Source organism: Noviherbaspirillum sp. (genome assembly GCF_036846085.1).
In the GTDB taxonomy this organism is placed as follows: Bacteria; Pseudomonadota; Gammaproteobacteria; order Burkholderiales; family Burkholderiaceae_D; genus Noviherbaspirillum.
This window is the reverse complement of record NZ_DAIUCO010000014.1, coordinates 1-26,174: the sequence shown is the minus strand read 5'-3', so window position 1 is coordinate 26,174 and position 26,174 is coordinate 1. Positions and strand designations below refer to the sequence as shown.

Below are 26,174 nucleotides of genomic sequence, written 5' to 3'. Positions count from 1 at the left end.
GGGTTGTCCTTTTATTGTTCGGTGAGGCCGCGGCGGGCGCGCATCGCGTCGCCGAGTTGCTGCATCTGCGCGTCGCTGAACAAGCGCTTGGCCATCGGTGCGATGTGCGATTCTTCTTCCTTCATGTGGGCAGTATACATCTCGGAAAATCGCCGCACTGCGTCGGTCGGCAGTTCCGATGCAGTGCCTGCCGCGATTGCTTCCAGCGGGGATTGCAAGGTCTCCCATGCCGCATCCATCTCGCGATGCTGCTTCAGTAACTCCGGCATCAGGTTGTCCAGCAACGCCGCATCTTCTCCCTGCGCCACCACGCGCAGCACCGGCAGCAGGTCCTGCTCCTCGTCCTGATGATGCTTGCCGGCGGCCTGCGTGAAATAACGCAGGACCGCCTTCGCAGCCTGCTGCGCGTCGGCGTCGGCACCGGATCGCGGCAAATGCGACGCGAGCCTCTCCAGCGTTGCAAGCTGCTTGCGGATGCGGTCGTGGCAATGCTTCAGTACCGCGATCGGCTGGTCGAAGCCCGGTGCGGTGTCAAATAAATCGGTCATGTTGTCATCCTTGTTTTTTGGCTTTCGCATTGCGCCAGGCAATCGGCACGCCGGCGCCGATCATCGCGCCCATGCTCCAGAATACCGCAGATAGTCCGAGAGCGGCCCCCGCGCCGCCGAAGGCGAGCGGCAGGATCACCTGGCAGGCGTTGCCGATGGTGATGCGCACGCCGACGGCCTCCGCTGCGCGTCCTGCGGGCGCGGCATGGTGCAGCAGTGCGAGCATGTTGGGTTGACTGGAACCAACGGCCAGGCCGAGGACCGCGGCTACCGTCATCAATGACAGCGGTTCGCGCATCAATGGGAACACTCCATAGCACAGCACCGACAGCAGCAGGGCGCTGGCCAGCACCTGCCACTCCGAGAACCGGCGGGAAATCCATGGCATGCCTAGACGGACGACGAATGTGGCGGCGGAGAAGCAGCCGAGTATCAGTCCGATGGTCGATGCCGAAAAACCGAGGCGTGATCCATGAATCGGCAGGACGAATGTGAACAGGTCCCAGGCAGCCGATAGCAATGTGCCGACGAAGTAGATGCGCCGCATGTCGGTATTGCGCAGGAGATCGAGCGCGCTGGCGGCCTGCGGCGGTTTTTGCTGTGGTGCGAGCGGCAGTTGCGCAAGCCTTCCGTACGTAGTCAGGCACAGCGCAGCGATCGCAAAACAAAAAAACGCCGCGTAGGAAATGTTGTACTGCGCATGATCGATGATGAAACCCGCAAGCACCGGTCCGCAAAAGCCCGATACCGAATAGCCGAGCGCGAGCCAGCTAAAGTTCAGCGACCGGCTTCCGGCCGCACTGATCGCTCCCACGCAATGCTGCGACGAAACCTGCACCGCCATGAATCCTGTTCCGATCAGAATGGCTGCCAGGTATAGCACCGGCAGGCCGCCGAACATGCTTGGCAACACGCAGCCCGCACTCATGGCGAGGCAACCGGCGAGCATCGGTTTCATGATGCCGATGCGATCGACCAGCCTTCCCGCGGCGACGGCGAACATCATTGGAAAAAGGGAGAACAGGGCGATCAGGATGCCGATGGTCAATTCGGACGCATGCAGGGACAGTGCATACAGGGACGTGGTGATGCGCGACCCGGCCAGCGCGATATGCGCCATTAACGACACCAGGATGAGTTGCAGAAGCGGGGCAGAGGGAAACACGATTCAACGATACCCAAAGCGCTAACAGAAAGCGACAAAAATATGCCGCACAAGAACATTTCCGTTGCGCTCCGTTAAAATGACGCCATGAGCACTGTCCTTCCCCTGAATCCCTATTTGTCTTCTTCGCAAGAAGAGATCGATTTCGACCGTCGCTTCGGCGGTATCGCCCGCCTCTACGGCGAAGCCGCGCTCGCCCGTTTTCGCGATGCGCATGTGTGCGTCATCGGTGTCGGCGGCGTTGGTTCATGGATTGTTGAGGCCCTGGCAAGAAGCGCGATCGGCCGCATCACGATGATCGACCTCGACAACGTCGCCGAGTCGAATATCAATCGCCAGATCCATGCACTGACCGACACGCTGGGCAAGGCCAAGGTGACGGCGCTGGCCGAGCGGGTGGCGCAGATCAATCCTTACTGCCGCGTCACGGAAGTGGAAGACTTCATTGCCGAGGACAACCTTGCGCAAATGATCACGCCGGGGCGCTTCGACTACATCATCGATGCCATCGACAACGTGCGGGCAAAAACAGCACTGATCGCCTATTGCAGGACAAACAAGATGCGCCTGATCACCATCGGCGGCGCCGGCGGTCAAACCGATCCGACAAAAATCGAAATTCGCGATCTTTGCCGGACCGAACAGGAACCGTTGCTGGCGAAGGTACGCAAGCGACTGCGCGCGCAGTACGGTTTCCCCCGCGGCACTAAAAACAAGTTTGGTATCGATGCGGTGTTTTCGACCGAACCGCTGCGGTTCCCCGAAAGTGCGGGCGCATGCGAAACGGACGACAGCGATGACAGCACCGGTGTGACCGGACTGAATTGTGCCGGCTTCGGGTCATCGATGGTGGTTACCGCCTCGTTCGGGCTGACTGCCGCTGCTCAGGTGTTGCGCAAGCTTGCCCAGGATGCGGATCAGAAAACCCCTGCCTGACTTGCTTAGGCGGCGCCATGCAGTCGGCGTTCACAAAAACTTGTCTACAGAACGGGACTGGCGCCCGGCCCGCGTTCATCCGCCATGCGCGTATTTTCCGCCAGCGAACGACTTTCCAGTACATGATAAGTCGGGCCTTCACTGGCAGTAACGGACTGCACCAATACCACCTGGTCAGCCCGCCATGCAATCGGGTCGAACACCATATCGGACGGCGGCGCGGCATCCCGCGCAAGCGTTACATGCGGCTTGAAATGGGAATGACTGTCGAAACGAATCCCGTTCTCGGCCAGCGCACTCACCAGGCTGCGTTGCAGGATGATCAACTCCTCCGGAACATCGTGCATTCCCGCCCATGCAATCCTGTTCTTATTGAAATAGCTGACCCGATCGAGGTTCAGCATCATTGGTGACGCCGGCAATTCGGAAAGTATGTCTTTCAGCACCGGCAAGGCAGAGACGGGTTGCTGGCCGAGAAAGGCGAGGGTGATGTGCAAGTTGGCATAGGGAATCAGGCGTCCATGCACGCCTGACTGCAATTGCATCAACGACGTGCGTGTCGCATTGTCGGGCCACAATGCATAAAACAGGCGCAAGGATTCGGAAGTGGAATTGGGCATGTTGGTTTCCCGGGAAAGGCCGCATGCCTGCGACGCGCATGCGTGATCATTTGGCTACCATATCATCGTGAATTGCCTCCTGCATGACCGGCATCATGAAGAATTGCAAAGCGCCGCGCCGCGGTCGCGGAAACCGTCCTTATCGATCGGTAAAAATTCCCATTCGTAACCGGTGGGTTTCAGGTTGAGCCTGAGCACGCCGAATGATGAATTGTCGCTGACCTCGCTGTTGGATTTTCTGAACCAGAACGGCGTCAGTTCCGCACCGCCGGTGCCGACAACGAATTGCCGCATCCCGCGCTGGTCGTCCTCCCGTCCGTTCTCATCCTGCGGTGCAAAGCGCTCGTAGTCGTGATCGTGGGAACTCAGTACCACGTCGGCGCCTGCGTCCACGAGCAGCTTCCATGCGTCTTTCATGCGCGGGCTGCTGCCATGCCCGCCTGAGCTGTAAAAGGGGTGATGCCAGAAGGCGAGCGTGCAGCGTGCCTTGTTCTTCTCCAGATCGGCTTTCAACCACTCCATCTGTACCTGGTGTTCCTCCGGCTTCAGATAACTGTTCAACGAAACTACATGCCAGTTGCCGAGCCTGAAGCTGTAATAACCGCGCTGCCCCGGTCCCGCAATCGTGCCGAAATAGGCGTAGTAGCCGACTGCTTTCGGAGTGTAGTACTCATGGTTTCCCGGGGTCGGATAGGTGCGATCCTTGAAGCGTCCCCACGTCGGCTCGTAGCAGTAGGTGAACTCCTCGTGCAACCCGACGGGATAAGTATGGTCGCCGAGCGAAAGCACTACCGCATCAGGGTCTTCGGCGAGACGGGCTTCAATAAGCGCTGCCGTTTTGGCTGCACCGCTTTTTTCGGGCTTGACCTTCTTGCAGTCGGCGATATCGCCGGCAGCATAGATATTGATTCCCTTGCCGGGAATCGATCCGGTGGAAACATTGCCCGGTGTTGAGGATTTATCCGATTGACAGCCCGACAGGCCGAAAAGAAAGGAGGATGAAAGCGCTACGATTGCAGAAGTCAGAACGGAATGGGGAATACGATTGCTGAACATAACCTTTTGCTGTCTTGAATATCGCATAAGCGTATCGGTTTCACGACAGGCATGCAATCCGGACCAAATTTCTGGCACTCCAGTCACTTTCCCGGGACACAAAACGTACTGTACAGAGGCACTTGGCCATCCTGCAAGCAAGCAAGCAGTCGAGGGGGTGTGGCCAGCTTGCCCCACACGCTGGATTGATCTGCTGCGCGAAGTTGTTCAGCGTCAGCCGGCCACTTTGTTCGTCAGGCAATCACCTGTGCAAAACCAGATTACATCGCAAAGCATCAAAACTCGTGCTCGTCAAACGCACGCTTTGCCCTTTCCTCCGCTGCTTCCATGGCGGCTGCTTCCGAACCATAGTGTCCGACGGGAATATAGGTTTCCGCCACTTCCGGTTCACGTGCGAGACGAACATACACCTGGGCTTCGAACGTGTCGTCGGGCTGCTTCACAGCAACAATACGCGCAATATGGTCACCGCTTTGCAGCACTCGACCAGGAAGCTCGTCCTGGTGAAATCCTTCGCGCTGGTAAAAGGCCTGCTCTTCCAGGCCCTGCGTCAGGTGACTGCCGTCGCGCGGTGAGCCGACCTGGGGAAGAGGAACATTGACGTCTTCCACGGCGCGATCGATATCCTGCTGTCCGGGTGTCCTTTTGCCGCTGCCGATATCGGCTTCATTCGTCATGTGTCTGGATTCCTGGGCCATAAATTTCTCCTTTGCATTGTGCAGACCGGTGAAACGATATGACATTCAGATACAAAGACCATGGGATAGTTCTTTTGCCATAGGTGTCTATCCTGCATTGCAAACCGGATAAGTCAATGTGATTGTGAGGCGGCATCAGCAGCGACTTCAATGCGGATCATCAAGCCAAACACGCAGACGGATCAATCCGGCGCTTTCCTTGAGGACACACCATGCGTACCTTCATAGCAATCGTTCTTCCCTTCATCGCATTCTTTACGATCGGCCGCCCTGTGGCCGGCATCATCTGTTTGATCCTGCAGGTAACGCTCATTGGCTGGTTGCCCGCGGCGATCTGGGCTGTATTCGCAGTCCGGGAGCACAAAAGGGAAAAGGCGTTCGAACGCCAGCTTTCCTCGCGTGGATGACGTTCCGCTTCGAGGGGGCCATGACAACATATTGGTCAAGCAGGCAAGAACCGCAGAGCAACATGCGCGTCTAATCGTTCACCTAGTCGAGGATTCTATGAACCGTTTATTCTTGCCCGTAGTTGTTGCCGTGGCGCTCTCGGGATGCGCTGTCGTGTCGCCGTATGACCAAAGCTATGGGACATATTCGGCGCATTCCTATGATCAGCCTTACGTTGCCGCCCCGACGTATGTCCTGCCTGCGCCGGTATATGGCTATGGTCCGCCGGTTTACGTCGGGCCGCCGGTGCATCTCAACTTTGGATTGAACTACCGAAGCGGCGGCGGCAGGCATCATGGATATGGGCATCGCCACCATCACTTCCGCGGCCATGGCTTCCACGGTGGCAGGCATGGCGGATGGCGGCGCTGAAGAAGGTTGCGAGGTTGCCGAGTCTGCTTCCGATTCTGCCTGCAGCACGCGACGCGCTGCCGCGATGCCTTCATGATCGCATTCGCATCTGGTTCGGGTAGAGCTTGTCGAATACCTCCAGAGTCATGCGCTTGAGTGTTTCCGTCAAGGCATCCTGCGCCTTGTCCCGTTTCGCGTCTGCCCGTGCATCCTGCCATATCCCGGCCAGAACGCTTTCATTCGTCGCTACCACCGCCTCGACTTCGTTCTGCCAAAAAGCAGGTGCCTCACTCTCGACGAAATTGCCCCGGCCGCGCCCGAAGTGCGCAACTGCCAGATACCGCAATACGCTCGTGACGACAAGCGTGCGCAGGAATTCATCCGAGAACCGCACCTTCGGTTCGTTTCTGTCCGTGGAGGCATTGAAGGCCCATGTGGCACCGGTAAAGGTGAGGGCGCCGGCGATCGCGCCGATTAGGGCGCCGGCGCCGAACGTCATGCCGCCGGCCATCAAATCCGCCGATACACCCGTGGCAGCGCCGGATAGCAATGCGCCCAGCAAACCTGCCTGTTTCGTATCGACAGGCGCTTGCACGACAAAGCCCTTGTTCACCCGTTCATTTATTTCCGTCGCAGCGCCAGGGTCAAGCCGGTGCAGCGCCAGCAGGCCGGTGGTGGTGCGCAGTATCCGATCGTTCAGCCGCGTCATCAATGTGCTCATTGCCTCGTTCACCCGTTTGGATTCGCGCTGCTTACCCATGCCGATCACATTGAGCACCGGGCCAAGGATCGGACTGACGGTCGTATCCACTGGCTCGCTATCTCTTGCGGCCTCGATAAGCTGTTCCGACAGCAATTGCATGGCACCGTGCAGGCGCGCCTCGTGGTTTTGCTCCCATATTTTTACCAGACGGGCAAAGACATCCTTTTTGTCTACCGGGATCAGGTCGCTTACGGTTTCATAAAATACCCGCTCGTGCACCCAGCACCTGGCAAACGCATCCAGTGCGATGACTTTCCGTACCACCGGGTAGTCTTCGAGATGCTTTGCCCAGCGCAACTGTTCGGCCTGCTCTTCGGCGAAGGGGCGCGCCGGTCCCATCTGGTTGAGCAGCACCACGACCGGCTTTTCCAGCCATTGCAGAATTTTCATTTCTGGCGCCAGGTAACCGGTGTCTTTCGGGTTCTCCGAGGAGTTCACCAGATACAACACGACATCGGCTTCTTCGCGGGCGGTTCTCATCGCCTGTTGGCTCAACCAGAATGGACGGTCACGATAGCGGTCTATCACTTCCCGCAGGAACCATCCGATCGGATTGCCGGATATACCCAGCCTCTTCAATAGCCGTACCGAATCGCCGAAGCCCGGCGTATCCCAAAGCTGCAATGTGTCGCCGTCCGGCGTAGACAGAAGCGTATGCGACTCGGACAGGGAGGTGACATGGGGTGCATCGCGCACTTCGCCGACGTCTATTCCGACCAGCGTCCTGGCAAGCGTCGTCTTGCCGGCATTGGTATGCGAGATGAGGGCGAACTGAATTTTTTGTGCCGTATCGTTCATCGCGAGCGGTCGAGCGTCGCCAGGCCGCGGTCGAGTTCGTCCGCATATTTGCTCGGATTAATCAGATTGACGATCACGGCATGTACCTTGTGCAGTTCGCAGAACTGTCGCCAAAGCGCAATCCTCTCCTCGATGCGCGATGCGCTTCCCGAGCCGTCACCCACGCGTTCCAGGTATGCCGACTCGTCGATCAAGGCCAGTAACTTTCCCGGGGCGGCGCGCGCCAGATGATCGAGGAAATCGCCATGGTTTTCTTTTTCCGGTGTTGCGCTCAGGTTGAACAATGCCACGGTAAGCGCGATCTCCGACTTCGCCACAGAGGCATGACCCAGCAATTCCTCGGGTGCATCGCCGTAACCGGTAGAAGGGCGGAGCATGACGCGGGCCTGTTCGCCGATCAGCATCTGCGCCACGAGCGAAAGATTCTTGTCGCGCAATTCATCGATGGTGAAGCTGTACGGAAAAACGCGCATCACAGCCGGCGCCGACGATTCCACGATGCTGGCGAGCTTGCGGAAGTAGGGTTGCGCAAGGTCGATCGGAAAATGGTTCGACAGCCGGCTCTCCTTCCAGCCTGCAAACAGCGCAAGTGCAAGACGCGGCAGCACCACCACGAGCAACAACGTGCCGGCATACAGATGCACCCACCGCGCGCCTTCAGTTCCGGATACCGTCTGCGTGAACTGCGACGCTCGCACATCGGCGATCGAGAATCCTTGCAGCTGAAGCAGCGACATGACGGGCGTGAACAGGAATGTCAGCATCGCATGTACCTGTTCCGCATTCAGAAAAGTGCTTTCCCAACCCACGCGATACTCGGTAAACACGCCGCGTCCATAGAGTGAAAGGATGGCGCCCAGTGCAAAACACAGCGCACCGACATGCACGATGCGATTGAGGCGTGTGCGGCTCAACGGCATGCTCATTCGCGTCCATTCTTCGCCGAACCTGCCTAATGCAACTGTCAGGGGCTGGGGCAGCGTTCGCCGCGCGGGAAGTCGTCCGGAGGTGAAGCGCGCCAGGCGAAGCGGTACTCCGGGATGCCTTTTGAATGCTGGTATGAATGCACTGATCAATAGCCAAACATATACTGCAACATTCCAGACGATGATTAACAGCAAGGGTGCGGAAAGGAGATCCACTCGGTGGGGATCGGCTATCCGATCCACGAGAAAGCCCGATAAAAACGCGACAAGGGGCAGACCCACCCCGATAAACCGCCACAGATTTGCAGGGGCAATGAACTTTGAAAACCCGCGATGTCGCTCTGCAATTTTCTTCAGCACTTGCTCTGCACGTTTGGCGAGGAACAACTCGACAGACATGGCCGATCGCTTGTCCGACACTTCCCAGCGCGCCAATTCATGCGCGCTACGGCTGGCATACATTCGGTCTTCATCGGACAGGATGCGTCTTTCCTGGTCCGTCTGTTCTATGGCTGACATCAGCATGACATCCCGTGCAAGCCGTTCTTTCATGACGTCCCTGAAGAGAAGGAAAACGAATTCACTCTATTGTAAGTTAATTAATTTTTCGGTGGCTTGGCAGAGATTGAGTTCAGGAAGTTCTCCCGCTGGTCCTTTCTTACTTTCCGGAGGGCATGCACATCCACTCTTGAACCTGGCGTCATTCAATTACATATTCTGATGTCGTATATGACGATTATTCGTGGGATCACGCTGGAAATTTGGGAACTGACACTGCGCCGACATGGGCATTAGAAACCAAAAAGCCTGTGTGAGCATTGATGCTTACACAGGCTTTCGGCATTCTTTGAACTACTTGAACAACATTGATGGTGGAGGCGGCGGGAATCGAACCCGCGTCCAGAAGCACTCTACAGACAGTTCTACATACTTAGTGCTGCCAATTGGTTTTAACCCAGCCGACGCGGACGCACACGCTTCGTCTAGGCGAGTCACCTAAGTTTAACGTTACGCCAAGTGACCCGACGCAACGCGATTCCCTGTATATGACTCTACTGCTGTTGCCAGCCCGCCCCAGGGACGAAACGGTGTAGAGCTAGAAAGTTCTTAGGTTTCTAGAGGTTTACGCTGCGAGAGCGTAAGATTCATCGTTTGCATTTAAGCATTTCTGGATGTATTTACGAGGTAACCAGTCCTCGGTATGCCCTGCGCTGCTTTGCAACCCCTGTCGAAACCAGGTCGCCCCCGATAAGCAGTATTGCCATTGTAGCCTATAAGCTTGGGCTTGATGCCCAAGATTCAAGAGCTGAGACGCCGAATTAATTCAATGAGTTGCATTGGGGAATCGGCAACCGCATCGGCATTCCAGGTCACCGGCGGAGCATCCCCGCAATAACCCCAGGCGGCCGCGATGGTAGCCATGCCGGCGGCCTGGCCCGCCTGAATATCCCGCAAGTCATCGCCAACGTACCAGCAATCCCCGGGGCGCATGCCGAGTCGGCTGGCCGCTTCCAGCAGCGGGGCAGGATGGGGTTTTGCATGTGGCGTAGTGTCACCGGACACCACGCATCCGGCTTGCTGAAGTCCGATCAACGGCACCAATGGATCAGTGAATCGGGCCGCCTTATTGGTCACGATTCCCCATGCCAGGCCAAGACCTCTGAGGGATTCAAGCAGTGCAGGCACTCCGTCGAACAACTGGCTATCCTGCGCCAGCGCCGATGCATAGTTGTCGAGGAAGGCAACTCTCAGCTCCTCGTATTCCTCGTCGCCGGGCTGCAGTCCGAACGCAGCACCTATCAATCCTCTCGCTCCAGCTGACGCCACCGGGCGCAACGTTTCGTAAGGTGTGGGCGGCAAGCCCCGTGCGACGCGCAATCTGTTCATTGCGCCGGTCAAATCGGGAGCGGTATCTGCAAGTGTGCCGTCGAGGTCAAATAATATTGCGCGAGGAGTTGTTAAGTGCATTCAGGTTGGCAGGTATAAGTATCGAACAGAGACGCCCCGTGTTCAGTCGGGCGCTTTGGGAGTTATGCGGAGCGTGTGCAAGCCGCCAGATAATTCACATCAGTGTCCTGATTGAGTGAATATATTTTTGTGAAAGGATTGTATGTCATGCCTTTGAAGCCATTCAACGTTAATCCTGCATTCCGAATGGACTGTGCTAGCTCGGCTGGTGTAATGAACTTCGCGTAGTCATGCGTTCCTTTCGGCAATAACTGAAGCACGTATTCAGCGCCGATGACTGCAAACAAATATGATTTTGGATTGCGATTGATGGTGGAAAAAAATACATGGCCACCTGGCTTTACGAGCGTCGCACATGCTCGGACCACTGCAGCCGGATCGGGAACATGCTCCAGCATTTCCATGCAAGTCACCACATCATATCGCCCAGGTTCCCGCTCCGCGAGTTGCTCCGCTGAAATCATTTCATAGCGAACTTCAATCCCTGACTCCAGGCTGTGAAGATCCGCGACTTTCAGCGCCTTTTCGGAAAGATCGATGCCGGTTACCTGCGCTCCTTTGTGTGCCATGGACTCCGCCAATATACCGCCACCACAGCCAACATCGACCACAGTTTTGCCTGCAAGCGGGGTCTTTGCATTGATCCACTCAAGCCGCAATGGATTGATTTCATGGAGCGGGCGAAATTCGGATGTCGGATCCCACCAGCGGTGTGCAAGATCACTAAATTTTTTCAGTTCTAAGGGGTCGGCGTTCATACTCTGGATCATAACGGGAATGCGGAATTTCAGCTGGGATTGAGAGAATTGCGACAGCCATAAAAAAACCCCGCCGAAGCGGGGCTGGAATTCAAACAGTTGAATTACCGGGTACGAGTACCGACGACTTCGATTTCAACGCGGCGGTTTTTCGCGCGGCCATCGGAGGTGCGGTTGGAAGCAACTGGTTGCTTCTCGCCCTTGCCTTCAGTGTAAACACGGTTAGCTTCGATTCCCTTGGAAACCATGTAGGCTTTGACAGCTTCAGCGCGGCGAACCGACAGCTTCTGGTTGTACGTGTCGCTACCGATCGAATCAGTGTGGCCGACAGCGATGATGACTTCGAGATTCATGCCTTTGAGTTTGCCTGCGAGGTCGTCGAGCTTCGCTTTGCCGTCCGGTTTCAGGACAGCCTTGTCGAAGTCGAAGAAGGTATCGGCTGCGAATGTCACTTTTTCGGAAATCGGTGCTACAGGTGCAGGAGCAGGTGCCGGTGCGGGGGCAGGTGCCGGTGCCGGGGCAGGCGTTGGTGCTGCTACTGGCTTGACGAGTTCGCCGTCGCAACCTGGAACTGCGTCGGCAGGTGTCCAGTAACCTGTGCGCCAGCAGAGACCAAACGGATCACGGACGACGATGCCGCGGCTGTCTTGCACGTATGCGCTGACAGGGGATGCGGCTTTGATGTCTTGCTGAGCTGATGCAGAGAACGATACGACTGCGGACGCAGCAAAGACGAGTTTTGCTAAATTATTCATATTTTTCCTCTTGGTTGGAGATATCCGCAGATGAACTGCGCAACAAATAGACAACATTTATAAAACGAACCGATACTACCATATGCTATTAGATCATCATTTTATAACGTTGTTCACATGCAATGATCTTTAGTTAACTCCATTTTGCCATATGCTTGATATAGAGCGAATGCAGCTATTTGGAGTTATCTCGCTTTTTGCATATCCGTTGTATTAATCCAACGGATGCGCGAAAACATATGGATTTTGCAAAAAAAAACCTGCAAATCTGCAGGATTTTCATAGGCAAGTCGCAATTTCACTGAAACATCACGAGCCTTAATAGTGACCTGCCCACCCAATGCAAGGCAAGTGATAAGTTTACCACGTGCAAGTTTTCGATTGCGGTAATTAATGACGTTTAGTTGATTCATACCAATTTTGCGGTCGTTGGATGTCAGGATTTTCCCCTTCTGTTTTGCGATTTATGTGATTTGTGCAATTTACTGCACATGCAGTTTTATCAACTTTTTGTTCTGCAATTTTGCTCCCTATATTTCTGTTGCAAAATTTTTATTCATTTCAGTCGTTGATAGTCTTTAAGTTTGACAGCCGTTTTTAACATGCAGACTGCGCAGCAGCAGGGCATACCCGGTGTCAAATGCAGTCGTTCGGAAGGCGTCGCATGCTAAAATCCAATGTTTGATGTGTCTCGGTCGTCGATTGTTCATACATCAAACTCCAGCCAACTTCCGCTCTAGAAAACCGACTCGCAATGGATCAATTCGCCAAAGAAACAATCCCCATTTCTCTTGAAGAGGAGATGCGCAAGAGTTATCTCGATTACGCCATGAGTGTGATCGTCGGACGCGCATTGCCGGACGTGCGGGACGGACTCAAGCCTGTGCATCGCCGTGTCTTATTTGCGATGCATGAAATGAATAATGTGTGGAATCGTCCCTATGTGAAGTGCGCGCGCGTCGTAGGCGAAGTGATGGGTAAATACCATCCGCACGGCGACCAGTCGATTTACGACACGCTGGTGCGGATGGCACAGGACTTTTCACTGCGTTACACACTGGTGGATGGTCAGGGGAATTTTGGATCGGTCGATGGCGACAATGCAGCGGCGATGCGCTATACCGAGTGCCGACTGGATAAGATTGCCGGTGAAATTCTTGCCGACATCGAAAAGGACACAGTCGATTTCGTACCAAATTACGACGGCAAGGAAAAAGAGCCCTCAGTCCTCCCAACCCGCATTCCGAACCTGCTGATCAACGGCTCGTCCGGTATCGCGGTCGGTATGGCGACGAATATTCCTCCACACAACATCACCGAAGTGATCAACGGCGCATTGCATGTGCTGCGAAGCCCAGAATGCACGATTGACGAACTCATCGAACTCATTCCCGCGCCTGATTTTCCAACCGCCGGAATCATTTATGGCGTATCGGGCGTTCGCGATGGCTATCGTACGGGGCGTGGCCGTGTCGTCATGCGGGCAAAAACCCACTTCGAGGAATTCGGCAAGGAGAACCGTCCAGCCATCATCATCGACGAACTGCCATACCAGGTAAACAAGAAGTCCTTGCTGGAGCGGATCGCGGAACTCGTACGGGACAAGAAGCTGGAAGGTATTTCGGATATTCGCGACGAGTCCGATAAGTCCGGTATGCGTGTCGTCATCGAGTTGAAGCGCGGCGAAGTGCCCGAGGTGGTGCTCAACAACCTGTACAAGCAGACGCAGTTGCAGGATACCTTCGGCATGAATATGGTCGCCTTGGTGGACGGCCAGCCGAAGTTGCTGAATCTGAAGCAGATGCTGGAGTGTTTCCTGTCGCATCGACGGGAAGTGGTGACGCGGCGCACCGTCTTCGAACTGCGCAAGGCACGCGAGCGCGGCCATGTGCTCGAAGGCCTGGCGGTTGCACTTGCCAATATCGACGACTTCATCGCCATCATCAAGGCAGCGCCGACGCCGCCGATTGCGAAAGCCGAGTTGATGACGCGCTCATGGGATTCATCGCTGGTCAGGGAAATGCTCGCGCGAACAGGGGCCGAGAATGCCGGTGGCATCGACGCTTTCCGGCCGGAGAGCCTGCCAAAACACTATGGCATCCAAAGCGACGGTCTATACAAGTTGTCCGATGATCAGGCGCAGGAAATCCTGCAGATGCGTTTGCAGCGTTTGACAGGCCTCGAGCAGGACAAGATCGTCAATGAGTATAAGGACGTGATGGCGGAAATCGCCGACTTGCTCGATATCCTTGCGCGTCCGGAGCGTGTCACTACCATCATCACGGATGAGCTTTCGGCTGCCAAGAACGAGTATGGCGACGGCGGCAAGGATGTCCGCCGCTCGCAGATCGAGTTGAATGCGACTGACCTGGGGACGGAAGACCTGATTACGCCGCAGGACATGGTGGTCACCCTGTCGCACACCGGCTATATGAAATCGCAGCCTGTTTCGGAGTATCGCGCGCAGAAACGCGGCGGCCGGGGCAAGCAGGCAATGGCGACGAAGGAAGATGACTGGATCGATCAGTTATTCATCGCCAATACCCACGATTACATTCTTTGCTTCTCGAATCGCGGCCGGATGTACTGGCTCAAGGTGTGGGAAGTGCCGCAAGGATCACGCGCGTCGCGCGGCAAGCCGATCGTCAACATGTTCCCGCTGCAGGACGGGGAGAAGATCACCGTCGTGTTGCCGCTGTCAGGCGAGAATCGCACATTCCCTGAAGATCACTACATCTTCATGTGCACCAGCCTCGGCACGGTGAAGAAGACGCCGTTGACTGAGTTCAGCAATCCCCGCAAGGCCGGCATTATTGCCGTGGATCTGGATGAGGGGGATTTCCTGATTGGTGCCGCGCTCACGGATGGCAAGCATGATGTAATGCTGTTCTCGGATTCCGGCAAGGCTGTGCGGTTCGATGAAAACGATGTGCGTCCCATGGGACGGACTGCGCGCGGTGTGCGGGGAATGAATCTTGAAGAAGGTCAGCAGGTAATCGCGCTGCTGGTTGCGGAGAATGAGCAGCAATCGGTCCTCACGGCCACCGAGAACGGCTTCGGCAAACGCACTCCGATTACCGAATACACCCGTCACGGCCGGGGCACGAAGGGCATGATCGCGATCCAGACCAGCGAGCGCAACGGCAAGGTGGTTGCGGCGACCCTGGTCGAGCCGAGCGACGAAATCATGCTGATCACGACCGGCGGTGTACTCATCCGCACACGGGTTGCGGAGATTCGCGAGATGGGCCGCGCAACCCAGGGCGTCACGCTGATTGCCGTGGAAGATGGCACCAAGCTTTCCGGTTTGCAGCGCATCGTCGAGTCGGATGTCGAAGAAGATGTTGGCGGCGCGGAGGAAGAATGACCCGCGTGTATAACTTCTCTGCCGGCCCGGCAGTCCTGCCGCAGGAAGTGCTGCGTCAAGCCGCAGATGAGATGCTCGACTGGCACGGCAGCGGCATGTCGGTGATGGAAATGAGCCATCGCGGAAAAGAGTTCATTTCGATTTACGAGGCCGCGGTAAAGGATGTGCGGGAACTCCTGGCGATTCCCCACAATTACCAGGTGCTTTTTCTGCAAGGCGGCGGCATCGGTGAAAATGCGATCGTGCCGTTGAATCTGGTGGGCCGGAAATCGCAGCCCGCGGTGGTGGATTTCATCCATACCGGGTCATGGTCCGGCAAGTCCATCAAGGAAGCGAAGAAATATTGCAAAGCCAATGTTGCCGCTTCGTCCGAAGAAAAGAAATTTACCGCCATCCCGCCGCGTGACACATGGAAGCTGTCGAAGGACGCTGCCTATGTGCATATCTGCACCAATGAGACGATCGACGGGGTCGAGTTCCAGTACACCCCGGACGTGGCTGCGGATACGGGAAATGCCCCGCTCGTTGCCGATATGTCATCGCATATCCTGTCACGTGCCATCGACGTAGCAAAATATGGCGTGATTTTCGGCGGCGCACAGAAAAACATCGGGCCGGCAGGCGTCACGCTGGTGATCGTGCGGGATGATTTGATCGGGCACGCACTGCCAATATGTCCATCGGCTTTCGACTGGAAAATGGTGGCCGACAATAGTTCCATGTACAACACCCCGCCAACCTACGCGATCTATATTGCCGGCCTGGTATTTCAATGGCTGAAGAAGCAGGGTGGCGTGGAGGCGATGGAGCAGAGGAATATCGCGAAAGCAGCATTGCTTTACGATTATCTCGATTCGACTGGGTTTTACCGCAATAACGTTGCGCGGGATTCCCGTTCGCGTATGAACGTGCCGTTCTATCTGTCGGACGAATCGCTCAACGACACTTTTCTCGCCGGCGCGAAAGAGCGGCAGTTATTGCAGTTGAAAGGCCATAAATCCGTCGGCGGCATGCGCGCGTCCATATACAATGCGATGCCGGTTGAAGGCGTGCAGGCGCTGATTGGTTATCTCAAAGACTTCGAGAAAAAATACGGCTGAAAGCCTTCCGTTACATTGCCTGTTAAGTGTATGAGCGACGATAAACTCAAACCCTTGCGCGAGCAGATCGACGCAATCGATGCGCAAATCCTTGATCTGCTGAACCAGCGTGCCCGTGTCGCCCAGCAGGTCGGCCATGTCAAGGCGGAAACCAACGCGCCTGTATTCCGCCCCGAACGCGAAGCCCAGGTGCTCGGCAGTGTGGCGGCGCGAAATCCCGGTCCGCTGCATAGCGGCGATGTGCGGACAATATTTCGTGAAATCATGTCAGCATGCCGTGCGCTGGAAAGGCGCGTGACGGTTGCCTATCTCGGGCCGGTCGGCACATTCAGCGAGCAGGCGGTATATCAGCAATTCGGTCACGCGGTCGAAGGGATGCCCTGTGCGTCCATTGATGAAGTATTTCGTGCTGCCGAAGCGGGAACCGCCGATTTCGGCGTAGTGCCGGTAGAAAACTCCTCCGAGGGGGCGATCAACCGGACGCTTGACCTGTTGCTTCAGACAACCTTGTCCATTAGCGGCGAGCTGTCAATCCCGGTGCACCACAGCCTGATGACAAAAAGCGGTTCCATGGACGGTATCAAGCGTATTTGCGCGCATTCGCAAGCGCTTGCCCAGTGCCAGGTATGGTTGAACCAGCATTACCCCAATATCGAGCGGCAGGCGGTTGCGTCAAACGGCGAAGCGGCAAGGATAGCCAGCGACGATCCGACGGCGGCAGCGATCGCCGGAGAAATCGCAGGTCAAAAATACAACCTGGGCGTAGTACAGGCGCACGTGCAGGACGACCCGCATAACCGCACCCGTTTCGCGGTGGTCGGCCGCATGCAGCCGACGCCGAGCGGCAAGGACCAGACGTCGCTGGTGCTGGCTGTTCCCAATCGCGCCGGCGCCGTGCACAATCTGCTTGCACCGTTGGCGGAGCATGGCGTTTCCATGACGCGCTTTGAATCGCGTCCGGCCCGCATCGGCACCTGGGAGTATTACTTCTATGTGGACGTCGAAGGGCATGCGCGTGAAGAGCATGTCGCCAAGGCGCTGGCCGCATTGAAGCAGAATGCCGCCTTCTTCAAGGTGCTCGGTTCTTATCCGTTCAGCCAGTGATTCAAAACCATTTTCCGTATGCGGCGTCGATGGACATCGGCGTCATACTGCCGTATCGCTGGCTGCTTCCAGCTGACTAATTTTTAGTGGAATCCATCATGTCTATTCAGTTCGGTCCCGAATACGTGCGCGCGATAGCTCCTTACCAGGGCGGCAAACCGATTTCCGAAGTGGCACGTGAATTCGGCCTCGACGAAGCCAGCATCGTCAAACTTGCATCGAATGAGAATCCGCTTGGCATGCCGGACTCGGCGAGGCAGGCGATGCTGGCTGCGGTGGCCGATATCGGGCGCTACCCGGATTCGAATGGTTTCGAGCTGAAAGCGGCAATCTCGAAAAAGTATGGCGTTCCACAAGACTGGATTACGTTGGGAAATGGCAGCAACGACATTCTCGAACTTGCCGCCCATGCGCTGGTACAGACCGGTCAATCCGTGGTGTATTCGCAGTACTCATTCGCGGTGTATGCGCTCGCGACCCAAGCCGTCGGTGGGCGTGCGCTCGTCGTGCCGGCAAGGAATTTCGGGCATGACCTGCCGGCGATGGCCGCTGCAATCGCGGCCGACACCAAGCTGATATTCATTGCCAATCCGAATAATCCGACCGGGACTTTTGTCCCCGAGCAGGAAATTGCCGCCTTTCTCAAGGAGGTACCCTCCAACGTCGTGGTGGTACTCGACGAGGCATACAACGAATACCTCGATGCGTCCCTGCAGTACGAGTCGATCTCATGGGTAAGGGAATATCCAAACCTGCTCGTGTCCCGCACCATGTCCAAAGCCTATGGCCTTGCGGGGCTGCGTGTCGGATTCGGTATCGCACAACCGGCGCTGACGGATCTGCTCAATCGTATCCGGCAGCCATTTAACGTGAATTCGATGGCACAAGCAGCCGCTGTGGCGGCATTGAATGACAAAGATTTCCTGCAGAAAAGCGCACGATTGAACGCAGAAGGGTACGCGCAGCTTACCCGTGCGTTTGAAGAGATGGGGCTGGAGTACGTGCCGTCCTGTGGTAATTTCGTGTTGGTCCGCGTGGGGAACGATGACGGCGCCGGTGCCCGGATCAACCTCGAATTGCTTAAAAAAGGCGTGATTGTCCGCCCGGTGGGCAATTATGGATTGCCCCAATGGTTGCGCATCTCGATCGGACTGCCGCAGGAAAATGCGGCTTTCATCGCAGCGCTCAAAGACATTCTCGGCTGAGCGAACGTGGTGTTCCGAAAAATCGCGATTTTCGGTGTCGGCCTGATCGGCGGCTCCTTTGCCCTTGCGCTCAAGAAGGCAGGCGTTGTCGACGAGATTGTCGGTGTCGGGCGGACGGCCGCATCGCTGGAGCGCGCAAGGCAATTGGGCATTATCGACAGCATCAGCACCTCGGCCGCCGACGCTGTGCAAGGCGCGGATCTGGTGCTGATTGCCGCGCCGGTGGCCCAGACTGGAAATATCCTCGCATCGATCAAGCCCTACCTGCAACCAGGCACGGTGGTGACCGATGCCGGCAGCACCAAGACGGACGTGGTTGTCGCTGCCCGCGAATCCCTGGGCGAAAAAGTGGCGCAATTCGTTCCTGGTCATCCGATCGCCGGTCGCGAAACAAATGGGCCGGATGCGGCGATCGTCGATCTCTACGTCGGCAAGAAGGTTGTTCTTGCACCGTTGCCGGAAAACCCGGCCGACGCGGTTGCGAGGGTTGCTGCGGCCTGGGAGCGTTGCGGGGCAATCATTCATCGCCTGACGCCGCAGGAGCATGACAAGGTCTTTGCCGCCGTCAGTCATCTTCCGCATCTGCTTGCCTATGCGTTGGTCGATGACATCGCGAAGAAATCGCATGCCTCGCTGCTGTTCCAGTATGCAGCGAGCGGCTTTCGGGATTTCACCCGGATCGCCGGTTCATCACCGGAGATGTGGCGCGATATTTCGCTGGCGAACCAGGCGGCGCTGCTCGGCGAACTGGATGCCTATATGGCGCAGCTCTCACGGTTGCGACATCATCTTGCGCAATCAGACGGCGCGGCGATCGAATCGGTCTATGCCAATGCGCAGCGTGCAAGGCAAAACTGGATTTCCACAATCGAAGCGGCGGAACAACAGAACAAGGAAGGCGGCGATTAATGAAGCAGTACCCCGATCATCTTGACCTCGCGCCGGCCATGCGGGCGCAGGGCGTCGTCCGCCTGCCGGGATCCAAGAGCATCTCCAACCGCACATTGCTGCTGTCCGCACTGGCAACCGGATCGACGCGCATCTTCGACCTGCTCGCATCCGACGATACCCATGTCATGCTGACGGCATTGCAAAAACTTGGTGTTCGATGGGAGCAGGCAGGCGATACGCAAGAGTATCTCCTGCATGGCTGCGGCGGAGTACTGCCGGTACATCAGGCAGACCTGTTCATGGGCAATGCAGGGACGGCGATCCGGCCGCTCACCGCTGCATTGGCGGTCATCGGCGGCGATTATTCGCTGCACGGCGTTTCACGCATGCACGAACGCCCCATCGGCGATCTCGTTGATGCGCTCAATGCGATCGGCGCGCGCATCAGCTATACCGGCGAGCCCGGCTACCCGCCACTGCACATCCAGCGCGGTCAAATACAAGCACAACGCATGCAGGTTCGCGGCAATGTCTCCAGTCAATTCCTGACTGCATTGCTGATGGCATCGCCATTGATGGCAAAAGACCAGCCGGTCACCATCGACGTTATCGGTGAGCTGATTTCCAAGCCGTATATCGACATCACGCTTAATCTGATGCGCCGCTTCGGCGTTAAGGTCGAGCGCGAGGACTGGCAGCGGTTCACCGTGCCGGCAGGGCAAACGTACGTCAGTCCCGACACCATCCATGTCGAGGGAGACGCATCTTCCGCGTCGTACTTTCTCGCCGCCGGAGCTATTGCCGGTGGACCTGTCCGGGTGGAAGGAGTCGGCCGCGGGAGTATCCAGGGAGATGTGCGATTTGTAGATGCGCTCGAGCAGATGGGCGCAACGATTACGCTCGGCGACAATTGGATAGAGGCCTCGTCCAATGGCCAATTGAAGGCCATCGATGCCGACTTCAACCACATTCCCGATGCGGCAATGACGATTGCAGTCGCCGCACTCTACGCAGACGGCCCTAGCCGGCTACGCAATATCGGTAGCTGGCGCGTGAAGGAGACCGACCGCATATCGGCAATGGCAACCGAGCTGCGCAAACTGGGAGCGACAGTGGAAGAGGGAGCGGATTACCTGCGCATCGTGCCGCCGACATCGATCCGGGCAGCCGCCATCGATACCTACGACGACCATCGTATGGCCATGTGTTTTTCGCTTGCGTCACTGGACGGCGCCGCACGCAAGGGCAACGCGATCCGGATCAACGATCCGAAGTGTGTTGCAAAAACATTTCCGGCTTATTTCGATGCGTTCAAAAAAATTGCACGCAACGATTTAATTTAGCGTTGCGATGTCGAAGCATATCGGCAAGCGGTCAGCCTGCCGCCGCACATCTTTTCGCTTTTTCGGATGTTGATATGAATACAACTAGCGTTCCGGTTATCGCCGTAGACGGCCCCACGGCTTCGGGCAAGGGCACAGTGGCGCACCGAGTCGCACAGCGCCTTGGTTTTCATTATCTTGATTCGGGAGCCTTGTATCGCCTCACCGCTTTGTCTGCATTGCGGCGTGGAATCGACTTGAAAGACGAACATGCGCTTGCGAAGCTGGCCGCCGGGCTTCCCTGTCGTTTCGTCGGCGAGGAAGTATGGCTCGCCAATGAAAACGTCACGTCCGCAATACGTGCCGAGGACGTTGGCAATACTGCATCCAAGATCGCCGCGCTGCCGACAGTGCGGCATGCATTGGTCGGCCTGCAGCTCGGTTTTCGTACGACACCGGGATTGGTCGCCGACGGCCGAGACATGGGGACGGTGATTTTCCCCCATGCGGTACTCAAGATATTCCTGACCGCAAGTGTTGAAGCGCGAGCGCAACGCCGATATAAGCAATTGATTGACAAGGGTTTTTCTGCTAATATGCAAGACCTTCTGAAGGATTTGAGAGAGCGTGACGAACGCGATTCAAAACGGGCAATTGCTCCTTTAAAGCCGGCGGGAGATGCACATGTGCTGGATACGTCCGGCATGACCGCGGAAGAAGCTGTCGAATGTGTGTTGCGGCACTATGCTGCCGTAAAAAAATCTGTGTGAATGCGTGCTAACAAGTACGATTGGCACCCAAAGTAGTACCTGTTGGTGTCCGTCCGGGCGCAAGGCCTGGCCGGATGTTGATTAACTTAACCCAATATCTGTCGCATTCCGCGACATGAATTGGCTAACCTGTCTAAATCTATGTCTACAGTTTCTGCATCCCCTGCATCTGGTATGGAAAGTTTTGCCGCTCTCTTCGAAGAGTCGTTGTCCCGTCAGGACATGCGCTCCGGTGAAGTGATTTCGGCTGAAGTCGTTCGTCTGGATCACAACTTCGTGATCGTCAACGCCGGTCTGAAATCTGAAGCCTTCATCCCCATCGAAGAGTTCAAGAACGACAATGGCGAACTCGAAGTCAATGTAGGTGATTTCATTTCGGTTGCGATCGAATCGCTCGAAAATGGCTTCGGCGATACCATCCTGTCGCGCGACAAGGCCAAGCGTCTCGCCTCGTGGCTCTCGCTGGAAAAAGCGATGGAGTCCGGCGAAATCGTAACCGGCACCGTCAATGGCAAGGTCAAGGGCGGCCTGACCGTGCTGACGAACGGCATTCGTGCATTCCTCCCGGGTTCGCTGGTTGACACCCGCCCGGTGAAGGACACCACGCCGTACGAAGGCAAGACCATGGAATTCAAGGTCATCAAGCTGGACCGCAAGCGCAACAACGTCGTGCTGTCGCGCCGCGCCGTCATCGAGGCATCGATGGGCGAAGAGCGCCAGAAACTGATGGAAACCTTGAAAGAAGGCACTGTTGTGACCGGCGTCGTCAAGAACATCACCGACTACGGTGCGTTCGTCGACCTGGGCGGCATCGACGGCCTGCTGCACATCACCGACCTGGCATGGCGTCGTGTGCGTCATCCATCCGAAGTGTTGTCCGTCGGCCAGGAAATCACCGCAAAAGTCCTCAAGTACGACCAGGAAAAGAATCGCGTCTCGCTGGGCGTCAAGCAATTGGGCGACGATCCGTGGACCGGTCTGTCCCGTCGTTATCCGCAAGGCACACGCCTGTTCGGCAAGGTCACGAACCTGACCGACTACGGCGCGTTCGTGGAAGTCGAGCAGGGCATCGAAGGCCTGGTGCACGTGTCCGAAATGGACTGGACCAACAAGAACGTTGCTCCGAACAAGGTTGTCCAGTTGGGCGACGAAGTGGAAGTCATGGTTCTGGACATCGACGAAGAGCGTCGCCGTATTTCCCTCGGCATGAAGCAGTGCAAGCCGAATCCATGGGACGACTTCGCCATCAGCCACAAGAAGGGCGACAAGGTTCGCGGTGCGATCAAGTCGATCACCGACTTTGGCGTCTTCATCGGCCTGCCTGGCAACATCGATGGCCTGGTTCACCTGTCCGATCTCTCCTGGACCGAAACCGGTGAAGAAGCAGTTCGCCGTTTCAAGAAGGGCGACGAACTGGAAGCCATCGTGCTGGCAATCGATGTCGAGCGCGAGCGCGTCTCTCTGGGCGTGAAGCAGCTGGAAGGCGATCCGTTCAACAACTTCGCAGCCATGAACGACAAGGGCGCGATTGTTTCGGGCACCGTCAAGTCGGTCGAGCCGAAGGGCGCCGTGATCCAGTTGTCGGATGAAGTCGAAGGCTATCTGCGCGCTTCCGAAATCTCCCGCGATCGCGTGGAAGATGCCGGTACGCATCTGAAAGTCGGCGACAAGATCGAAGCCGCTGTGATCAACATTGATCGCAAGGCACGCAGCATCCAGTTGTCGATCAAGGCAAAAGACAATGTCGAAACGCAGGAAGCAATGCAAAAGATGTCTGCGGACTCCAATGCAGCATCGGGCACCACCAGCCTGGGCGCGTTGCTGAAAGCCAAGCTCGATAACAAGCAATAAATTCGTCGAGTCGATTAATGACAAAGTCGGAACTGATTGCCCTTCTGGCCGAGCGTTATCCGCAACTTGTAGCAAAGGATGCGGATTACGTGGTGAAAGCCATACTCGATGCGATGGCCTCTGCTCTGGCAAGCGGCCAGCGCATCGAGATACGAGGTTTCGGAAGTTTTGCGCTCAATAGCCGACCACCTCGCATTGGCCGCAATCCCAAGTCGGGTGACAAAGTGATGGTGCCTGAAAAGCGGGTGCCTCATTTCAAACCCGGTAAGGAATTGCGCGAACGGGTCGATGCGATGGTTGGGCAGCCGATCAAGGAAGATTAGTCATACCAGGCGGTTACTTTTCCAGGGCCGCCTGTCGTTTCTTCGGTTTTAGTCCGCTTCCTATGCGGATGAAAAAACGGCATCTACGGATGCCGTTTTTTTTCACGTACAATTTCACGCGATCCATGCATTCCAGCATTAGTTCTTTCAGCTGATGCTATACAAAAATCATTGAGGGATACATTGCATGAAATTGATATTTCGAGTTGTTTCAGTCGTCCTGTTCATCGTCTTTTTCGGCTTTGCATTGAAAAATACGCAGGAAGCAACGCTTCGCTTTTTCCTGGATTACGAGGTGCGTGGTCCCCTGATCCTCATGCTCCTGTCGTTCTTCTCGGTAGGAGCGGTACTGGGTGTATTGGCGATGACCCCAACCGTATTGCGCCATCGACGCGATCTGACGAATAGCCGGAAACTGAATGAAATCATGCAAAAGGAGCAGGATGCGCAACGCCTTGCCCGAACCCAGCCACCGCAACCCGATGCGGTAATCAGTCACTAATTCTTCAAGAACACGAACATCCATGGAATTCGAAACCTGGTGGCTGCTTGTCATCCCCGTATTTTTCGGCCTGGGCTGGATTGCAGCGCGCGTTGACATCAACCAGTTGGTATCCGAATCCCGCACTTTGCCGCGCGGATATTTCAAAGGGTTGAATTTTTTGCTGAACGAGCAGCCGGACAAGGCGATCGACGCGTTCATTGAAATAGTCAAACTCGATCCTGAAACCGTCGACCTCCACTTCGCACTCGGGAATCTGTTCCGGCGACGCGGAGAAATCGAGCGCGCGATTCGCGTACATCAAAACCTGCTTGCCCGACCCGATTTACCGTTGGAGTACCAGGTGCATTCGCAGTACGAGCTTGGGCAGGACTATTTGAAAGCCGGATTGCTCGATCGCGCGGAAGAAACCTTCAATCGTCTTGTCGAAACCCAGTACAGCGCCCAGGCCAGGCGTGCGTTGCTTGAGATTTACCAGCGGGAGAAAGAATGGACTCGCGCCATTGAAGCCGCGGTGGCGCTGCAGGAGTCGGGCGCAGGCGGGCGGCAGAAAGAGATCGCACAGTTCTATTGCGAGCTAGCACAGGATGAGCTGGTGCATACCCATACGGATGCAGCCTTGGCCCTGCTGGAGAAATCGCTTGCCGCGGATCGTAAAAACGTACGCGCCACCATGTTGATGGGTGACGCGTATCTGTCAAAGGGCGATACCGAGGCGGCACTGCTTGCATGGCGGCGGGTGGAGCACCAGAGCGTCCCGCATGTCGCCCTCGTGGCGCAGCGGTTGATGGACGGCTATCGGGCGGTAGGCAGGCCGCAGGAAGGCGTCAATCTGCTCAAGAATTACCTGGCCGAAGCATCGTCGATCGACTTGCTGGAAGTTGTCTTCAAGGCCGTCATGGAGCTTGATGGCGTTGATGCGGCAAAGCAACTCATCAGCGATGAGGTGCGTCGGACGCCGACGTTGCTGGGATTGGATAAATTGCTGGAGGCGCGTCTGATGGATGCACCACCGGAGATGTGGCCGGAACTCACCATGGTGAAAAATCTGGTGCATGGCTACACCCAAAAGCTCGCAAGGTATCAATGCAGCCAATGCGGCTTCAAGGCGCGCCAGTTTTACTGGCAGTGCCCCGGCTGCAGCCAATGGGAAACCTATCCGCCCCGTCGTACTGAAGAGTTGAATGTTATGAATTGAAACCCTCAACCTTTTATCGACCATCTAACCTTCAATGAAAATATCGATCATCGGCACCGGCTATGTTGGATTGGTCACCGGAGCCTGTCTCGCGGAAGTCGGTAACGATGTATTTTGTCTCGATATCGATCCGGACAAGATCGAACAGCTTAATGCCGGGAAGATTACGATCCATGAACCGGGTCTGTTGGAATTGGTTGTGCGCAACCATGCAGCAGGCCGGTTGACTTTTTCCACTGATGTGGCGGCTGCCGTAGCGCATGGCGATATCCAATTCATTGCGGTCGGCACGCCGCCGGATGAAGACGGCTCAGCCGATCTGCAGTATGTCCTTGCGGCGGCACGCAATATCGGCAGGCACATGAACGGGTTTCGGGCAATCGTCAACAAGTCGACAGTGCCGGTGGGGACAGCGGACAAAGTGCGCGAGGTAGTCCGCGCGGAAATCGAGGAACGCGGGAGCGACGCTGCGTTTTCCGTGGTGTCGAACCCGGAGTTTTTGAAGGAGGGGGCTGCTGTTGAAGATTTCATGCGCCCCGACCGTATCGTGATCGGCTGCGACGATCGGCCCGAGGATGAAAAAGCACGGACAATGATGCGAACGCTTTATTCTCCGTTCAATCGGAATCGGGAACGTACTTTCTGGATGGACGTGCGCTCCGCGGAATTTACGAAGTACGCCGCCAACGCCATGCTGGCGACACGCATCTCCTTCATGAATGAACTGGCCAATCTCGCCGACAAGGTCGGCG

The 26,174-nt window shown here is 56.4% G+C and carries 26 protein-coding genes and 1 other RNA gene; 15 read left to right on the top strand and 12 right to left on the bottom strand.

Annotation, left to right across the window (positions count from 1 at the left end; all coding sequences use genetic code 11):
- Positions 1-11: 11 nt before the first annotated feature.
- A complete protein-coding gene (locus V7080_RS03050) occupies positions 12-548 on the bottom strand; it encodes a hemerythrin domain-containing protein (RefSeq protein WP_334186923.1) in 537 nt (178 codons plus the stop codon).
- Between the two features lie 4 nt (positions 549-552).
- A complete protein-coding gene (locus V7080_RS03045; protein WP_334186922.1) occupies positions 553-1,713 on the bottom strand; it encodes an MFS transporter in 1,161 nt (386 codons plus the stop codon).
- A gap of 87 nt (positions 1,714-1,800) precedes the next feature.
- Between V7080_RS03045 and tcdA the strand changes: the two genes are divergently transcribed.
- Positions 1,801-2,649: a tRNA cyclic N6-threonylcarbamoyladenosine(37) synthase TcdA gene (gene tcdA / locus V7080_RS03040; RefSeq protein ID WP_334186921.1), complete on the top strand. Its 849-nt coding sequence runs from the start codon at positions 1,801-1,803 to the stop codon at positions 2,647-2,649.
- Between the two features lie 44 nt (positions 2,650-2,693).
- On the opposite strand, the gene thpR is transcribed toward tcdA, so the two are convergent.
- The 3 genes from thpR to V7080_RS03025 all read right to left on the bottom strand — a co-directional run bounded on the left by thpR (position 2,694) and on the right by V7080_RS03025 (position 5,023).
- On the bottom strand, positions 2,694-3,269 hold the full coding sequence (gene thpR, locus V7080_RS03035) for an RNA 2',3'-cyclic phosphodiesterase (protein WP_334186920.1): 576 nt from the start codon (positions 3,267-3,269) through the stop codon (positions 2,694-2,696).
- 93 nt (positions 3,270-3,362) lie between these two features.
- Complete coding sequence (locus tag V7080_RS03030) at positions 3,363-4,325, bottom strand: metallophosphoesterase family protein (protein ID WP_334186919.1); 963 nt, start codon at positions 4,323-4,325, stop codon at positions 3,363-3,365.
- Between the two features lie 275 nt (positions 4,326-4,600).
- Positions 4,601-5,023 carry a hypothetical protein gene (locus V7080_RS03025; RefSeq protein ID WP_334186918.1) on the bottom strand — a complete coding sequence of 141 codons (423 nt, stop codon included), beginning with the start codon at positions 5,021-5,023 and terminating at the stop codon, positions 4,601-4,603.
- Between the two features lie 212 nt (positions 5,024-5,235).
- On the opposite strand from V7080_RS03025, the gene V7080_RS03020 reads away from it, so the two are divergent.
- Positions 5,236-5,430 carry a YqaE/Pmp3 family membrane protein gene (locus tag V7080_RS03020; protein ID WP_334186917.1) on the top strand — a complete coding sequence of 65 codons (195 nt, stop codon included), beginning with the start codon at positions 5,236-5,238 and terminating at the stop codon, positions 5,428-5,430.
- Positions 5,431-5,527: 97 nt separating this feature from the next.
- A complete protein-coding gene (locus V7080_RS03015; protein WP_334186916.1) occupies positions 5,528-5,842 on the top strand; it encodes a hypothetical protein in 315 nt (104 codons plus the stop codon).
- A 70-nt stretch (positions 5,843-5,912) separates the two neighbouring features.
- Here the strand turns inward: V7080_RS03015 and V7080_RS03010 are convergent, their stop codons facing one another.
- The 7 genes from V7080_RS03010 to V7080_RS02980 all read right to left on the bottom strand — a co-directional run bounded on the left by V7080_RS03010 (position 5,913) and on the right by V7080_RS02980 (position 12,202).
- Positions 5,913-7,382, bottom strand: a complete 1,470-nt coding sequence (locus V7080_RS03010) for a DUF3482 domain-containing protein (protein ID WP_334186915.1) — start codon at positions 7,380-7,382, stop codon at positions 5,913-5,915.
- A complete protein-coding gene (locus V7080_RS03005; RefSeq protein WP_334186914.1) occupies positions 7,379-8,860 on the bottom strand; it encodes a DUF2868 domain-containing protein in 1,482 nt (493 codons plus the stop codon). Before V7080_RS03005 ends, V7080_RS03010 begins: the two co-directional genes overlap by 4 nt.
- 318 nt (positions 8,861-9,178) lie before the next feature.
- Positions 9,179-9,555, bottom strand: a transfer-messenger RNA (tmRNA) gene (gene ssrA, locus V7080_RS03000).
- Between the two features lie 52 nt (positions 9,556-9,607).
- Positions 9,608-10,276: an HAD family hydrolase gene (locus V7080_RS02995; RefSeq protein ID WP_334186913.1), complete on the bottom strand. Its 669-nt coding sequence runs from the start codon at positions 10,274-10,276 to the stop codon at positions 9,608-9,610.
- Positions 10,277-10,338: 62 nt separating this feature from the next.
- Complete coding sequence (gene ubiG, locus V7080_RS02990; protein ID WP_334186912.1) at positions 10,339-11,034, bottom strand: bifunctional 2-polyprenyl-6-hydroxyphenol methylase/3-demethylubiquinol 3-O-methyltransferase UbiG; 696 nt, start codon at positions 11,032-11,034, stop codon at positions 10,339-10,341.
- 104 nt (positions 11,035-11,138) lie between these two features.
- Positions 11,139-11,789, bottom strand: a complete 651-nt coding sequence (gene ompA, locus V7080_RS02985) for an outer membrane protein OmpA (RefSeq protein WP_334186911.1) — start codon at positions 11,787-11,789, stop codon at positions 11,139-11,141.
- Between the two features lie 185 nt (positions 11,790-11,974).
- Complete coding sequence (locus V7080_RS02980; protein ID WP_334186910.1) at positions 11,975-12,202, bottom strand: hypothetical protein; 228 nt, start codon at positions 12,200-12,202, stop codon at positions 11,975-11,977.
- Between the two features lie 341 nt (positions 12,203-12,543).
- Here V7080_RS02980 and gyrA point away from each other — a divergent pair, with 341 nt between their 5' ends.
- The 12 genes from gyrA to V7080_RS02920 all read left to right on the top strand — a co-directional run.
- On the top strand, positions 12,544-15,156 hold the full coding sequence (gene gyrA, locus V7080_RS02975) for a DNA gyrase subunit A (RefSeq protein WP_334186909.1): 2,613 nt from the start codon (positions 12,544-12,546) through the stop codon (positions 15,154-15,156).
- On the top strand, positions 15,153-16,256 hold the full coding sequence (gene serC, locus V7080_RS02970; protein ID WP_334186908.1) for a 3-phosphoserine/phosphohydroxythreonine transaminase: 1,104 nt from the start codon (positions 15,153-15,155) through the stop codon (positions 16,254-16,256). The genes gyrA and serC overlap by 4 nt, the downstream gene beginning before the upstream one ends.
- A 30-nt stretch (positions 16,257-16,286) precedes the next feature.
- Positions 16,287-17,360 (top strand): prephenate dehydratase, encoded by a 1,074-nt coding sequence (gene pheA, locus V7080_RS02965; protein WP_334186907.1) that lies wholly within the window; start codon positions 16,287-16,289, stop codon positions 17,358-17,360.
- A 98-nt stretch (positions 17,361-17,458) separates the two neighbouring features.
- The gene (hisC, locus tag V7080_RS02960; RefSeq protein ID WP_334186906.1) at positions 17,459-18,565 is read left to right on the top strand and encodes a histidinol-phosphate transaminase; all 1,107 of its coding nucleotides are present in this window, start codon (positions 17,459-17,461) and stop codon (positions 18,563-18,565) included.
- A gap of 9 nt (positions 18,566-18,574) precedes the next feature.
- Positions 18,575-19,474, top strand: a complete 900-nt coding sequence (locus V7080_RS02955; RefSeq protein ID WP_334186933.1) for a prephenate dehydrogenase — start codon at positions 18,575-18,577, stop codon at positions 19,472-19,474.
- Positions 19,474-20,799: a 3-phosphoshikimate 1-carboxyvinyltransferase gene (aroA, locus tag V7080_RS02950; protein ID WP_334186905.1), complete on the top strand. Its 1,326-nt coding sequence runs from the start codon at positions 19,474-19,476 to the stop codon at positions 20,797-20,799. Before V7080_RS02955 ends, aroA begins: the two co-directional genes overlap by 1 nt.
- Before the next feature lie 74 nt (positions 20,800-20,873).
- Complete coding sequence (gene cmk, locus V7080_RS02945) at positions 20,874-21,548, top strand: (d)CMP kinase (protein ID WP_334186904.1); 675 nt, start codon at positions 20,874-20,876, stop codon at positions 21,546-21,548.
- 141 nt (positions 21,549-21,689) lie between these two features.
- Positions 21,690-23,399, top strand: a complete 1,710-nt coding sequence (gene rpsA, locus V7080_RS02940) for a 30S ribosomal protein S1 (protein WP_334186903.1) — start codon at positions 21,690-21,692, stop codon at positions 23,397-23,399.
- Between the two features lie 17 nt (positions 23,400-23,416).
- Positions 23,417-23,722, top strand: a complete 306-nt coding sequence (locus V7080_RS02935) for an integration host factor subunit beta (RefSeq protein WP_334186902.1) — start codon at positions 23,417-23,419, stop codon at positions 23,720-23,722.
- A gap of 187 nt (positions 23,723-23,909) precedes the next feature.
- Complete coding sequence (locus V7080_RS02930; protein ID WP_334186901.1) at positions 23,910-24,224, top strand: LapA family protein; 315 nt, start codon at positions 23,910-23,912, stop codon at positions 24,222-24,224.
- 22 nt (positions 24,225-24,246) lie between these two features.
- Positions 24,247-25,422 (top strand): lipopolysaccharide assembly protein LapB, encoded by a 1,176-nt coding sequence (lapB, locus tag V7080_RS02925; protein WP_334186900.1) that lies wholly within the window; start codon positions 24,247-24,249, stop codon positions 25,420-25,422.
- A 34-nt stretch (positions 25,423-25,456) separates the two neighbouring features.
- On the top strand, positions 25,457-26,174 hold a 718-nt coding region (locus V7080_RS02920; RefSeq protein ID WP_334186899.1), incomplete at its 3' end, for a UDP-glucose dehydrogenase family protein.

What these genes read in the sequence shown, in the direction of transcription:
- serC (WP_334186908.1), top strand. Translation starts at nt 15,153, where the DNA reads ATGACCCGCGTGTATAACTTCTCTGCCGGCCCGGCAGTCCTGCCGCAG.
- V7080_RS02995 (WP_334186913.1), bottom strand. Translation starts at nt 10,276, where the DNA reads ATGCACTTAACAACTCCTCGCGCAATATTATTTGACCTCGACGGCACA.
- ompA (WP_334186911.1), bottom strand. Translation starts at nt 11,789, where the DNA reads ATGAATAATTTAGCAAAACTCGTCTTTGCTGCGTCCGCAGTCGTATCG.
- V7080_RS03020 (WP_334186917.1), top strand. Translation starts at nt 5,236, where the DNA reads ATGCGTACCTTCATAGCAATCGTTCTTCCCTTCATCGCATTCTTTACG.
- hisC (WP_334186906.1), top strand. Translation starts at nt 17,459, where the DNA reads ATGTCTATTCAGTTCGGTCCCGAATACGTGCGCGCGATAGCTCCTTAC.
- thpR (WP_334186920.1), bottom strand. Translation starts at nt 3,269, where the DNA reads ATGCCCAATTCCACTTCCGAATCCTTGCGCCTGTTTTATGCATTGTGG.
- V7080_RS03010 (WP_334186915.1), bottom strand. Translation starts at nt 7,382, where the DNA reads ATGAACGATACGGCACAAAAAATTCAGTTCGCCCTCATCTCGCATACC.
- V7080_RS02930 (WP_334186901.1), top strand. Translation starts at nt 23,910, where the DNA reads ATGAAATTGATATTTCGAGTTGTTTCAGTCGTCCTGTTCATCGTCTTT.
- tcdA (WP_334186921.1), top strand. Translation starts at nt 1,801, where the DNA reads ATGAGCACTGTCCTTCCCCTGAATCCCTATTTGTCTTCTTCGCAAGAA.
- V7080_RS03015 (WP_334186916.1), top strand. Translation starts at nt 5,528, where the DNA reads ATGAACCGTTTATTCTTGCCCGTAGTTGTTGCCGTGGCGCTCTCGGGA.
- V7080_RS02935 (WP_334186902.1), top strand. Translation starts at nt 23,417, where the DNA reads ATGACAAAGTCGGAACTGATTGCCCTTCTGGCCGAGCGTTATCCGCAA.
- aroA (WP_334186905.1), top strand. Translation starts at nt 19,474, where the DNA reads ATGAAGCAGTACCCCGATCATCTTGACCTCGCGCCGGCCATGCGGGCG.
- V7080_RS02980 (WP_334186910.1), bottom strand. Translation starts at nt 12,202, where the DNA reads ATGAATCAACTAAACGTCATTAATTACCGCAATCGAAAACTTGCACGT.
- pheA (WP_334186907.1), top strand. Translation starts at nt 16,287, where the DNA reads ATGAGCGACGATAAACTCAAACCCTTGCGCGAGCAGATCGACGCAATC.
- cmk (WP_334186904.1), top strand. Translation starts at nt 20,874, where the DNA reads ATGAATACAACTAGCGTTCCGGTTATCGCCGTAGACGGCCCCACGGCT.
- V7080_RS03025 (WP_334186918.1), bottom strand. Translation starts at nt 5,023, where the DNA reads ATGGCCCAGGAATCCAGACACATGACGAATGAAGCCGATATCGGCAGC.
- gyrA (WP_334186909.1), top strand. Translation starts at nt 12,544, where the DNA reads ATGGATCAATTCGCCAAAGAAACAATCCCCATTTCTCTTGAAGAGGAG.
- ubiG (WP_334186912.1), bottom strand. Translation starts at nt 11,034, where the DNA reads ATGAACGCCGACCCCTTAGAACTGAAAAAATTTAGTGATCTTGCACAC.
- V7080_RS03005 (WP_334186914.1), bottom strand. Translation starts at nt 8,860, where the DNA reads ATGAAAGAACGGCTTGCACGGGATGTCATGCTGATGTCAGCCATAGAA.
- lapB (WP_334186900.1), top strand. Translation starts at nt 24,247, where the DNA reads ATGGAATTCGAAACCTGGTGGCTGCTTGTCATCCCCGTATTTTTCGGC.
- rpsA (WP_334186903.1), top strand. Translation starts at nt 21,690, where the DNA reads ATGTCTACAGTTTCTGCATCCCCTGCATCTGGTATGGAAAGTTTTGCC.
- V7080_RS03030 (WP_334186919.1), bottom strand. Translation starts at nt 4,325, where the DNA reads ATGTTCAGCAATCGTATTCCCCATTCCGTTCTGACTTCTGCAATCGTA.
- V7080_RS03050 (WP_334186923.1), bottom strand. Translation starts at nt 548, where the DNA reads ATGACCGATTTATTTGACACCGCACCGGGCTTCGACCAGCCGATCGCG.